The following is a 12,292-nucleotide window of genomic DNA, read 5'->3' on the forward strand; positions in this document are numbered from 1 at the left end:
CCGCGGTCCGCGCCCGAACGGCCGGGAAGCAGACCGCGCACGGCGAGGCACTCGGCCGGAACCGGCCGGCGAACGGCTCAGGCGCCCTTTCCGTCGAACAGTTCCGGCCGGCCCGAAGGGACGGGCCCGGCGGGTATGACCTCGACGCGCAAGGTCTCGCGGACGAAGCGCACCGCGTCGTCCCGTTCGACCGGGGAGCCCGCGGCGATCAGGACATGGCCCATGCGCTGTCCGGACGAGGTGAGCGGGCGCACCGTGTCGCCCGGCCGCCTGCGCAGCCGGACCCGGACCACCGCCGGATGGGCGGTGACCCGTTCCGTGCCGGTGATGCCGGTGATGGTGCCGGGCGGGGCGGTGGGAAAGACCGTGGCCGCGTAGGACACGGGCCGTCGCGGCAGGTCCGGCAGCGGCAGCCCGAGCGACAGCCGCACCACGGCCTCGTACAGGTCGAAGCCGTAGGTCAGCCCGATCGCGTCGGGCAGGTAGTCGCCCGGGGTGCGCACCGCGACCTCCATGAGCACCGGGCCCGTCGTGCTCATCCGGAACTCCAGGTGCACCAGGCCGGTGCGCATACCGATGGCGCGCAGGACCCCCGACGTCAGCTCGCGGATCCGGGCCGCCGCCGCGGGGTCCGGGTCGTGGCCGCAACGGTGGACGAGCTCGACGAAGTACGGGGGCGGTGTTGTCTCCTTGGCGGTGAGGTTCTCGAAGAGCACCTCGCCCTCGCGGACCAGCGCCTCCCAACTGTACTCGGGGCCGTCCACCGCCTCCTCGACCAGGAGCTGGCCCTCACCGGCGCGGCGGGCGACGACCTCCTCGACGGCCTCGGGGGTGCGGACCAGTTCCACGCCTTCACTGCCCGACAGGTTCAGCGGTTTGACCACCACCGGCAGCCGTTCGAGCATCCACGCGCGCGCGTCGCCGATCCGGGCCACGTGCCGATGGGCGGGCTGAGGCACACCGTGCGCGCCGAACAGGGAGCGTTGCAGTGCCTTGTTGCGGGAGACGACGGCCGCGTGCAGGGACGGCCCGCGCAGGCCGTACCGCTCCTGGGCCAAAGCCGCCGCGACGACCTGCGGTTCGGCGAAGCCGATCAGGCCGTCGGGCACCCGCTCGGCGACGGCGGCCGCGACCGAGCCGGCCCAGGACTCCTCGCGGTCACCGGCCACTCGGTGGAAGCGCTCGGCGAGGTCCGTCGGCCGGTTGTCCCAGGTGGCCCCGGACTCCACGGCGCGGGCCCGCAGGCCCAGCCGGGCGGCGGCCTCCAGGTAGGGGCGGCCCATCGTGCCGACGCCGGCCAACAGCAGTTCCGCGGGCTGCGGTGCGGCGGCGGAGGCCGGGACGGCGGGCTCGGCGCTCACGGGCGGATCCTCTCGGCGGGTGCCGCCGGTTCGGCGGCGGGCGGGGCTGTGCGCAGCAGGCGGGTGACGGGTGTGACGAGCAGGGCGGCCAGGCAGAACGCCGCAGCGAGACCGACCCAGCCGGCCGGTCCCGCGGCGATCACCACGGAGGCGATCAGCGCCGGGCCGACTATGCGCTGACCGGTGCCGCCGAGGCTGAACACCGAGAGGTAGACGCCCTTCCGGTCCTCGGGGGCCCAGGCGTAGCTCAACTCCCAGCCGCCGGTGGCCTGCCACATCTCCCCGAGCGTCAGCAGGACGCAGCCCACGGCGAGGACGGCCGCGGCGGCCCAGGGTGAGCCGGGGCCGCCGGCCGCCGCCAGGGCGAGACAGCACAGGGCGAGCGCGATGCCGCCGAGGCGCAAGGAGCGGGCGGCGCCGTCCTCCCGCTCGGCGATCCGGGCGATCGGGACCTGCAGTGCGATCGACATCAGGGTGTTGACCAGCACCAGGAAGGGCAGCGCCCCGGCGGGCATCTCGGTGGCTTCGAGAGCCCACAGCGGGAGTCCCACCGACAGGATCGTCACATGCAGGTTGAGGACGCCGTTGAGGACGGTCAGCAGTCCGTAGCGCCAGTCCCGGAACCGGCGTACCGCGCTGAGCGGACCGACCTTGCGCTGGACGGTGTCGGCGCCGTCCAGTCGCAGCCGGGTCAGCATGAGGGCCGAGACGAGGAAGGCGGCCGCCGTGCCGAGGACGATGACGCGGTACGGCCACACGCTGTCGGCGGTCAACAGCGGCGCGGCCAGCAACGCCCCCACGGAGAAACCGGCGTTGCGCACGGTGCGGATGATGGCCATGGTGCGGGTGCGGTCGGTGCCCGCGACCGTTGCGGACGCCACCGCCTGGGTCATCGGCTGGGTCGCCGCCTCCGCGGCGGCCAGTGCGCAGGAGACGAGGGTGAACCCCACCAGGCCGTGGACGAGACAGAGTACGGCGAAGCCGCCGGCCCGCCACGCCTGGAGGGCGATGAGCGTGCGCCGGGCGCCGAAGCGGTCCCCGGCCGCGCCGATCGGCACGGTGGTCAGGAACCCGACCACACCGGAGATGGCGAGCCCGGTGCCGACCTCGGCAGCCGTCAGCCCCACGGAGCGCACGAAGAACACCGCGGACGCTGCCAGATACAGGCCGGTGCCGATGGCGTTGACCAGTGAGATCACCGCGAAGGCACGGCCGTTGGCGGTGGCCGGTATGTAGGCGCGCCACACGGAGCGGGTCATCGCTCCGCCCCCGTCGGCGGTTCGGCCACGGTGATGACGTCGATCAGGCCGGCCGCGTCCTTCGCCTGTCGTGCGGCGGTCGGCGCGTCCTCGGCGGTGGCGATGACGAAGCCGGCCCGTTCCCAGGAACTGGTGACGGGGCGGACGGTGGCGCCCGGCGCTACGGCGAGGTGCACCTGGAGCACGCCGTGGGCGGTGCGCGCCCTGTCGATGCCCGGCACCGCCGTGACCCTTCCGGGCGGCGGGGTCAGGAACCTTACGGCGGCACCACGGCGGGCCTGCCGCGGCTCGACCGGGCCACGGCCCTCCAGTACGTGCAGCAGGCAGCCGAGGATGTCGATGCCGTACGCCTCGTCGATCAGTACGGTGATGCCGCCGCCGGGCATCCGGCCCGCGCACTCGATCAGGTGCGGGCGGCCGTCGGGCTCCGCGAGGATCCATTCCGAGTGCAGGATCCCGGAGCGGAAGCCAACGGTCTCGGCGAGCCGGACGAGCACGTCGCGCAGCGCGGACGTGGTGGTCTCGGGCAGCGGGGCGGGCACGGTGTGGCCGGTCTCGACCGGATGGCGGGTTTCCTGGGAGTACTTGGCGGTGACGTTGACGAAGCCGACGATCCCTTCGTGGACGACGGCCTCGACGCTCACCTCGGGCCCGCGCAGCCGCTGTTCGACGAGGTGGCGGGCGGGCTCACCGTGGTGGGCGCGCAAGGTCGGCTCGTCGGCCGCCGTGGTGTGCGCCCACGCCGCGGTCACGTCGTCGTCCGGGCCGAGGAGCTGCACGCCCAGACTGGCCTGCCGGTTCGCGGGTTTGAGGACGACCTCGCCGCCGTGCGCGGCGCGGAAGGCGGTCACGTCGTCGGGGCCGTCGGCGCTCGCCCAGGCCGGCTGGGCGATGTCGGCGCCGGCCACAGTGGCCCGCAGCAGGGCTTTGTCGCGCAGGACGACGGCCGCCTTGGTGCCCGCGCCGGGCAGTCCCCACTCCTCGGCGAGCGCCGCGGCGGTGACCACCGCGTACTCGACGACCGGGACGACCGCGCGGACCTGTGGCGGGCGCGGGACGGCCGCCACGACGCGCTCGGGGTGCGTCTCGTCCTGGGTGGCGGCGGGCAGCAGGGCGGCCACGCAGGCGTGCCGCTCGGCGAGCCCGGCGAGTTCCCGGGCCGCGATGACCTCGGGCTCCTCCAGGACCAGCACGGAGTCGGCCGGCAGCAGGCCGTCCAGCTTGCCGAGCATGACGGGGCTGTGGCCCACGAGGACATGGGTGACGGAGCCGGGCACCGGGGACTCGTCGGGAACGGTGTCGATGCTGACGGCGGCGCGCACCTCGGCCTCCAGAACGTCCAGTTCCGCCACGGTCGGCGCGTCGACGAGGAAGGACACGGCCCGGTCCTCGGAGCTGCGCAGTGCGCCCAGGCGGGCGCCCCGGTCCTGGTGGACCAGGATCGCGCGCAGGGTGGGCGGGTCGTCGGCGGCGCCGGGCTCGGTGCGCGGCCACAGGCCGCGTTCGCCGACCCAGGCGGGCGCGACGTCGAAGCCCGTCACGGTGACGTCGCGCAGGACGCCGGGTGTGTGCTCCAGGTACACCTGCCGGGCGACGCGCACCGGAGCGGGATAGGCGGCGGGCTCGCCGAGCGCGATCCGGATGATCTGCCGCTCCAGCGAGGCCCCGCTGGCCAGCTCGTACAGCACGCACAGGCCGTCGCCCGGGGGCCGTGCGGCGACCTCCATCAGCACGGGCCGGTGGTCCTCGCCGACCCGCCACTCGGCGTGCGCGACGCCGTCTCGGAAGCCCAGCGTCCGCAGCATCCTCGCGTTGGCGGCCAGCAGCGCCGCCTCGTCGGCCGGGCGGTCAGCTGGCACGGTGTGGGACAGCTCGACGAAGGTGGCGGCGTGTGTGTCCGTGGTGTCCTTGCGGGTGACGGAGGCGAAGACGATCCCGCCGTCCTGGACCAGGGACTCCACCGAATACTCCTGCCCGGTGGCCTGCTCCTCGATCAGTACGGTCTCGTGCGGGGGATGTCCGGCCAGCAGGTCGCGGAGCCGGCCGGGGCCGGCGACGCTCTCCACCCCGGAGCTGGAGTGCCGTCCGGCCGGCTTGAACACGACCGGATAGCGCAGGGCCGTCGCGTCGACGCGGTCCCGTTCGCCGGGCGGCACGATGACGGCCGCCGGGCTGCACTCGGGCAGGTACCAGCGCTGGAGGTACTTGCTGCGGCAGGCACGGGTGGCGCGCAGTCCGGGGCTGGGCACGCCGAGGGCGTCCGCGAGCAGCCCGATCGGCTCGACCTGGGTCTCGCCGACGGCGCAGGCGCCGACGATGTCGTACTCCTCGCGCCAGCGGCGGGCGGCGGCCACGGCGCCCGGCAGGAAGGAGTTGTCGACGGCGGGGTCGCCGTCGACGAACGCGAAGTCGTCGATGGCGGTGGCGGGATGGCCGGCCTCGGCGGCCTTCGCCAGGGCCTCTTCCCGTCCGGCCGCGGGCGTGATGAGAAGGATCTTCAGGCCTCGACGGACCAGCTCGTCCAGATAGGCGGGTGACCGGCACACGACCAGGAATGATCCCGCCAGTACAAAGGCGGCCGGTCTCTGTCTTCCGTGCTGCGGGTCGTCCATCTCCGTCTCCCCCGAGTGTTGTTCACGATGTGGGTGCCTGGGCGGCACGCGTCCGGCGGCGGCCGGGCCGCTCCCGCACCGACGGGAGCGGCCCAAGGCCGCGCGGGGCGTCTCAGTCGAAGCGGAGACTGCCCGTCCGGGTCCTCTTCAGCTCGAAGAAGTCCGGGTAGTTGGCGAGTGCGCGGGCTCCGTCGAAGATCCGAGCGGCCTCCTCGCCGCGCGGGATGGAGTTGAGCACCGGGCCGAAGAAGGCGACGCCGTCGATGTGGATGGTGGGCGTGCCGACGTCCTCCCCGACCGGGTCCATGCCCTCGTGATGGCTCTTGCGCAGTTCCTCGTCGTAGATGTCGGTGTCGGCGGCGGCCAGCAGCGTGTCGGGCAGGCCGCAGGCGGCGAGCGCCTCCGCGGCGACGGCGAGGTAGTCCTTGTTGCCGCCGTTGTGGATCCTCGTGCCCATCTCCTGGTACAGGGCGGGGTAGACCTCTTCGCCGTGGTGGTGCGCCGACGCGGCGCAGATCCGGTTGAGGGCGAGCGAGTTGTCCACCATGGTGCGGTACCAGTCGGGCAGTTCCCGTCCCTCGTTGAGGACGAACAGGCTCATCAGCCGGAACCGCAGGTCGAGCGGGCGGTGCTGCTGCACCTCCAGGATCCAGCGCGAGGTGATCCAGGCGAAGGGACAGGCCGGATCGAAGTAGAAGTCGACCTTGGCGGTGTCCGTACCTGCGCCGGAGGCCGGCACGGTGGGGGTGCTCGCGGTGGCGGGCGTCTGTGCGGTCATGCGGTGGGCTCCTCGTGGACCGCGACGGACGCGCCGTCGCCGTCCCGGACGTAGGCGGTCAAGTCGGCGTACTGCTCGCGCAGTTGCCGCTTGAGGACCTTACCGGTGACTCCCACGGGCAGACCGGGCTCCTCCGGAACGATCTCCAGCAGTCCGAGCAGCGGGTGGCCTGCGGCCCGGAGGGCGTCGTTGGCCTGGCGGAGCAGCTTCTCCGGGTCGGGGTCGGCGACGGACTGTGCGACGGTGACGACGGCCACGGGCACCGCCTTGCCGTCGCGGCGGCCCGCCACCACGGCGACGTCCCCGGTGTCCGGCACCTCGTTGAGGATGACCTCCTCCATGAAGACGGAGTAGCCGGTGCCCTGCTCCGTCTCGATCGCGTCGGCGGCGCGGTCGACCAGGAAGAAGTCGCCTTCGGCGTCGCGGTAGGCCATGTCGCCGGGCATCCAGTAGCCGGACAGCCGGAAGCGGTAGGTGGTCTCGGAGTCACCCCAGTAACCGGGCGTGATCGCGGGTCCCTTGGCGGCCAGGTAGCCGACCTCGCCGTCGTCCGCGTGGCTGCCGTCCTTGCGGAGGATGGTGACCTCGGCGACGCCGACCGGCTTGCCGGCACAGCGGTCGTTGCGCTTGCTGTCCAGGGTGCGGGCCTTCAGCAGGACGCCCCAGCCGAGTTCGGTGGTGCCGAGGCGGTCCAGGAAGGCGGCGGGTGCCAGGCCCGGGCTGCGCATGGACAGCACCTTGGTGATGTGCGCCTGGTGCACGGCGTCGCCGATGGACACCCAGGCCTGGACGGAGTCCAGCGTGCCGGGCTCCGGTTCGATGTTGGCGAGTTCGGCATAGGCGTGGGCGAAGGACATCACGGAGGTCGGCCGGTACTTCGCCACCGCACCGGCGAGACCGGGTCCGCTGCGGTCGCTGAGCGCGACGATCGGAGTGCCGCCGAGCACCGCGTAGACGGTGTACGCGATGCAGCCGAGGTGCGACTGGGGCAGCGCCGTCATCATCAGCGCGCCGGGGTGCTCGGTGTGGTCGACCAGGCGGAACTTGGGCCCGGAGACGATCGACTTGTGGGTGTGGATGGTGGGCTTGGGACGGCCGGTGGTCCCGGACGAGTGCAGGATGGTGACCGGGTCGTCGTCGTGGTGGTGCCAGTAGGCGTCGGACGGCAGGGTCGCCGCGGGCGGGGCGGGCAGCTCCTCGACGCTGACGGTCCAGCTCAGGCCGAGGTCGGCGGTGGAGCCGAGACGGTCGAGGCGGGCCTGGTCGGCGTACAGGCCGACCGGCGTGGTCTGCTGGATCAGCGACGTCGCGATGGCCTGCGAGGCGTTGGAGTTGATCAGCAGGGCCACCGCGCCGATCTGGGCGAGCGCGTAGAAGTGCAGGGAGTAGCCGAGGGAGTCCTCGAACCAGACGGCGACACGGTCCCGGGTCTGCACGCCCTGCGCCAGGTACCAGGCCGACCAGCTCTGCGCCAGCGCGTCGAACTCGGCAAGGCTGAACTCCTCCCGCAACTCGCCGTCCGGCGTGGCTATCGGACGGCTGGAGCGCAGGAACGGCAGGTCGGGGTGCGGGTTGGCGGCGAGCGCCGAACGCAGCAGGTTCCCCCCGCCCACGGTGGGATCGGCGGCGAGCGCGGAGCGCTGCTCGGGGGTGAGGACGGTGGGGGCGAAGGTGGTCATGGGCAGCCTCTCGGACAGGGGTCGGGCAGTGTGCGGTGGGATCGCCGCCGTCGGTGTCTCCCGGCCGCGGCCGGCCGATCGCGTATGACGCGTCAGTCCCGTGCGAAGAGCCGGGCGCAGGCGTCCTGGTGGTGAGCGAGGTCGTCGCCCAGGTAGTCCCGCAGTTCGCCGAGGAGGGCGGCGAAGCCGGCCTCGGTGCCGTGCTCCACTGTCTCGGCGAGCCGGTGGATGGCGGCGGCCAGTGCCTTGCGGGCCGCGGGCGCCTCGGCGTTGGCGTACTGGACGTCCCAGTACACCTCCGGGGTCCCGCCGACGACGCGGGCGAGCAGCGCCAGCAGGGTGGTCGCGGGCGGCGGTGCGATGGGGCGAAGCTCCGCGGCCGGTACGCCCGTCCCGGCCAGGGCGAGCCCGAAGCCGAGCACGGCGGCGTGGGTCAGCGCCTGGGAAGCGGCGGCCAGCCGGTCGTGCTGGGCCGCGTCGACGCGCTCCACGGTGGCGCCCCAGTCCTCGACCAGCCCGAGCAGTTCGGTGACGCCGGGTCCGTCGTGGACGACGACGGCGGCCACGGGCCGGCCGGTGAAGCCGAGCGCGGGGGCGAACATCGGGTTGAGGCCGACCGCCTGCACGCCGGGGGCGTGTTCGCGTACGGCCCGGGCCACGGCCTGTTTCACGGACAGCGTGTCGGCGAGCACCGCGCCGGGCCGCAGTGCCACGGCCAGGCCGGGCAGCGCGGCGAGCGCCACCGGTTCGGGGACCGCGAGGACGACCAGGTCGGCCCGGCCGAGTTCGGCGGCGAGCGCCGGGTCCACGGCGGTGATGTCGCCCTGCACCCGGCGGGCCGCTTCCGGCTCGGCGCCGGGACCGAGGGCGGGGTCCACGACGGTCACCTCGACGTCCGCGCCGATCAGCCGCTCGGTGAACAACCGGCCCACGGCTCCGGCACCGCCGACGACGACGGCGCGCCCGATCACGGCAGGCCCCCGACCGGTGCGGCGAACGAACCCGGGGAAGCCGACGAGGCCGGGGCGGTCGCGCCGCCCGTCGGGGCCGGGTAACCCGTCGGTGGCGTCAGGTCGGGTTCGAGCGCGGTGGCGAGGACCGCGGTGACCATCGCGCGGGACTTGACGACGGTCTCCTCGAACTCCTCCTCGGCGTCGGACAGTGCCACGATGGCCCCGCCGACGCCGAAGGCGACGCGGTCGGGGGTGGCGACCAGGGTACGGATGACGATGTTGAGGTCGGCGGCCCCGCTGAGCGCGAACCAGCCCAGGGACCCGGAGTAGACGCCTCGCGGTCCCTCCTCGAGCCGGTCGATGATCTCCATGGTGCGCAGCTTGGGCGCCCCGGTCATCGAGCCGCCGGGGAAGGCTGCCCGGACGCAGGAGACGGCAGTCTCCTGGGGTCGCAGCGTGCCGCGGATGGTGGACACCAGCTGATGGACGGGCGCGTAGGTCTCCACCTGGAACAGGCTCGGCACGTGCACGGACCCGACCTCGGAGACGACATTGAGGTCGTTGCGGATCAGGTCGACGATCATCAGGTTCTCGGACCGGTCCTTCTCCTGGCTGAGGAGGTCCTGGCGCAGCGCCTCGTCCTCCTCGGGAGTCGCCCCGCGCGGCCGGGTGCCCTTGATCGGCTTGGACTCGGTGACCCGGTCGGTGCCGACCGTGACGAACCGCTCCGGGGAGGCGCTGAGCACGGCGACGCCCGGGAAGTCGAGCAGCGCGCCGTAAGGCACGGGGCTCAGCCGGCGCAGTTGGGCATAGGTGGTCAGCGGGTCGATGCGGACGTCCATGACGACGGAGTTGGTCAGGCAGACCTCGTAGGTCTCGCCCTGGCGTATCTCCTCCAGGCACTGCCGGATCCGGTCGAGGTAGGCGTCCTTGTCGTGGCGGAGGCGGACGACACCGGCGGCGACCGGGTCGATCATGCCGACGCCGCGGAAGGGGGCCGTCTCCGGCCGCCCGGCGTCCGGGACGGGCAGGGCGCGCAGCCGGTTCTCGGTCTCCGTCAGCCAGCGCAGGGCGTCGTGGTCGTCGCCGTCGGCGGACAGGGCCAGCAGATAGCTGACGCCCTCGGCGTGGTCGACGGCGAGCATGCGGTCGGCGAAGAGCACCGCCGCGTCCGGGGTGGCCGACTTGTGCACCGCCTGCCCGCCCGTCTCGGCCTTGAGTTCGTAGCCGAGGTAGCCGACGTAGCCGAGGTTGAACTCGAACGGCAGGCCGTGCGGCACCGGCACGGCACGCGAGCGGATCTGCCGGTCGAGGTACTCGAAGAAGCCCTGCTCGACGATCTCGCCCTCGTCGCCGTCGCGGCCGGGGCTGCGCACGGTGACGCCGCCGTCCGACACCCGGTAGCTGACGTACTCGGCCAGGGGGCCCCTGCCGTCGCCGAGGAAGGAGAAGCGGGACAGGCCCTCGATGACCGCGCCACTGTCCAGCCAGAAGCCGTGGGTGCCCCCGTCGAAGAGGGTGCGGTAGGCGGTCTCGGTGTCGGGCTCGACGTCCACCCGGCGCACGTGCACGGTGTAGCGCGAGCGGTCGGCGGCGCCGTGAGCGAGGGCCAAGCGGCGGAAGTTCTCCAGCAGTTCGCGCCCGTACTCGCTGCTGATCGACTCGGGGTGGAACTGGACCCCCCAGATCGGCCGGGACACGTGCTGAACGCCCATGATGACGCCGTCCTCGGTCCAGGCGACGGCCTCCAGTTCTTCGGGGAGGCTGACGGCGGCGAGGGAGTGGTAGCGCACCACGTCGAACGGGCTCGGCAGCCCGGCGAACAGGTCGGCGCCGTTGTGGTGCACGGCGGAGATCCGCCCGTGCATGGGTTCGGCGGCCAGCCCGACGGTACCGCCGAACAGATGGGTGATGCCCTGGTGGCCGAGGCACACGCCGAGGACGGGCAGTCCGCTGTCCAGGATGGCCCGGGCGCTGATGCCGAAGTCCCGCTCGCGGTCGGGGCGGCCGGGACCGGGCGAGATGACGATGGCGTCGAACTCGTCGAGCCGCAGCGACGACCAGTCGGCGGCGTTTCTGACGACGACCGGTGGCTGTCCGTTCACCTCGCCGAGCAACTGGTAGAGGTTGAAGGTGAACGAGTCGTAGTTGTCGATGAGCAAGGTCCTCACGAGGACCTCCCGATCACCTGGTCCTCTACCCGGCACGTCTCCTCGATGACGAGGTCGTAGAGCCTGCGCAGGAACGTCTGGTCGATGCCGTGCCGCTCGCCGTACCGGGCGGCACGTTCGTGCACGACGCCGATGCGGTGCGGCTGCATCATCGGCACGTCGTGCTCCCGTTTGAAGTGCCCGATCTCCACGCACTTCTCGATGCGGGCGCGCAGTTGTTCCAGCAGTCTTTCGTCGATCGCGTCGAGTTCCGCTCGAAGGTCCTCGATGGTGACGCCGGTCGTCGGCCTGTCCCCCATGGCTGTCCCTCCCCGCCTGTTCACCGTTCGAATGTGCCCGTCCGCTCCCTCGCGCCGCCACATGCCCGATAGCTCGTATCAACGCAGTGCAGACAATGCGGGGATCGATACGCGGACAAGCGGGACATTCCGACGGCTGACATTCAGCCAGGGTCCGGCTGCGCGGCGGTCGTCGAGCACGCGGGTGGCCGAAACACTCGGTAGCGGTCGCGTGGCTGGAACACGCGGGTGGCGGCACGGCCGAAATCGCCGGTACGGCGGTGCGGGAGGGGGGCGACGGGGTCGGCCGGCGGTCGTCTCGAACGGCGGCGCACATACTGGCGTCGGCGCCTCGTCCAGCCCGGACGTCCGCCACGGGCACTTCGCTCGCCACCGCATCCAGCCAGCGGTGCACCGCCTCCACCGGCCGCCCCGGTGCACACGATCACCGGCCCGCCGGCGCGGCGCTCTCGGCGCGCCTGAGCGTGCCGCACGCTCCGCGCTCCCCGCCGGCCCCGCTCGTCGCGCCTCACCGGCTCCGGCGCCGAGCAAGGCCACAGATCCCGACAGCTCCCCACCGGTGCATCCGTCTGCGTTGCAGGTGGCCGACGCGCTCGTCGCCGCCTCCCACCACCGGTCCCGCGGCTGGGGAGACGTGGTCGTACTCGCCGCGTGCACTGCCGCGTGGATCGGCGAGGTCTCAGGCTGCCGCGTAGGGGACATCGACGCCGACCAGTGGATCCGGACGGTACGGGGCCGGACCGCACCGGCGCCCGGCGGGCCGACCGACAAGGGCTCCAAGGGCGAGCGGGCTCGCAGGGCTCCCATCGTCGAGGAGATCCGTCCCCCAGTCGCTCCGTGTGCCCTGTCCGCCGGCCCGAATCCCGGTGCCCGCCTGTTCACCGGCCCGCGCGGTGGACGCGTCTCCACCGCCGTCCCGCGCAGCGACTTCGTCGTCCAGCGCGGTGACCCCGGTCACGGGCGCCGGTCCCCCGCTGGTCCCCAAAAATGATCAAGGGCCGGTTTCGGATGCCTCCGAAACCGGCCCTGACCTGCGACTGTCTCCAGTCGGGACGACAGGATTTGAACCTGCGACCCCTTGACCCCCAGTCAAGTGCGCTACCAAGCTGCGCCACGTCCCGGTGCCCGACCGTGCGGTGCCCCGCGTGATCGTGCGTGCAGAACTCTACCGCACACCGGG

The 12,292-nt window shown here is 72.9% G+C and carries 9 protein-coding genes and 1 tRNA gene; 1 reads left to right on the forward strand and 9 read right to left on the reverse strand.

Features of this window, described 5'->3' with window-relative positions; translation table 11 throughout:
• Positions 1-77 precede the first annotated feature (77 nt).
• From AC3ET3_RS25325 to AC3ET3_RS25360, 8 genes are all read right to left on the reverse strand, one after another.
• Complete coding sequence (locus tag AC3ET3_RS25325; protein WP_435612956.1) at positions 78-1,361, reverse strand: ATP-grasp domain-containing protein; 1,284 nt, start codon at positions 1,359-1,361, stop codon at positions 78-80.
• Positions 1,358-2,620 (reverse strand): MFS transporter, encoded by a 1,263-nt coding sequence (locus AC3ET3_RS25330; RefSeq protein ID WP_432133485.1) that lies wholly within the window; start codon positions 2,618-2,620, stop codon positions 1,358-1,360. Before AC3ET3_RS25330 ends, AC3ET3_RS25325 begins: the two co-directional genes overlap by 4 nt.
• On the reverse strand, positions 2,617-5,232 hold the full coding sequence (locus AC3ET3_RS25335) for an ATP-grasp domain-containing protein (protein ID WP_488191839.1): 2,616 nt from the start codon (positions 5,230-5,232) through the stop codon (positions 2,617-2,619). Before AC3ET3_RS25335 ends, AC3ET3_RS25330 begins: the two co-directional genes overlap by 4 nt.
• 112 nt (positions 5,233-5,344) lie before the next feature.
• Positions 5,345-6,010, reverse strand: a complete 666-nt coding sequence (locus AC3ET3_RS25340; RefSeq protein WP_432133487.1) for a mycothiol-dependent nitroreductase Rv2466c family protein — start codon at positions 6,008-6,010, stop codon at positions 5,345-5,347.
• Entirely contained in the window at positions 6,007-7,689 is a 1,683-nt protein-coding gene (locus AC3ET3_RS25345) for a class I adenylate-forming enzyme family protein (protein ID WP_432133488.1), read from the reverse strand. The genes AC3ET3_RS25340 and AC3ET3_RS25345 overlap by 4 nt, the downstream gene beginning before the upstream one ends.
• Before the next feature lie 92 nt (positions 7,690-7,781).
• On the reverse strand, positions 7,782-8,660 hold the full coding sequence (locus AC3ET3_RS25350; RefSeq protein WP_432133489.1) for a prephenate dehydrogenase/arogenate dehydrogenase family protein: 879 nt from the start codon (positions 8,658-8,660) through the stop codon (positions 7,782-7,784).
• Positions 8,657-10,813 carry an aminodeoxychorismate synthase component I gene (gene pabB / locus AC3ET3_RS25355; protein ID WP_432158245.1) on the reverse strand — a complete coding sequence of 719 codons (2,157 nt, stop codon included), beginning with the start codon at positions 10,811-10,813 and terminating at the stop codon, positions 8,657-8,659. The genes AC3ET3_RS25350 and pabB overlap by 4 nt, the downstream gene beginning before the upstream one ends.
• A complete protein-coding gene (locus tag AC3ET3_RS25360) occupies positions 10,810-11,112 on the reverse strand; it encodes a chorismate mutase family protein (protein WP_432158246.1) in 303 nt (100 codons plus the stop codon). Before AC3ET3_RS25360 ends, pabB begins: the two co-directional genes overlap by 4 nt.
• A gap of 574 nt (positions 11,113-11,686) precedes the next feature.
• On the opposite strand from AC3ET3_RS25360, the gene AC3ET3_RS25365 reads away from it, so the two are divergent.
• On the forward strand, positions 11,687-12,103 hold the full coding sequence (locus AC3ET3_RS25365) for a hypothetical protein (protein WP_432158247.1): 417 nt from the start codon (positions 11,687-11,689) through the stop codon (positions 12,101-12,103).
• Between the two features lie 56 nt (positions 12,104-12,159).
• Here AC3ET3_RS25365 and AC3ET3_RS25370 read toward each other — a convergent pair.
• Positions 12,160-12,233: transfer RNA gene (locus AC3ET3_RS25370), tRNA-Pro, on the reverse strand.
• Positions 12,234-12,292 lie beyond the last annotated feature (59 nt).

This window comes from Streptomyces sp. bgisy159 (genome assembly GCF_057707805.1).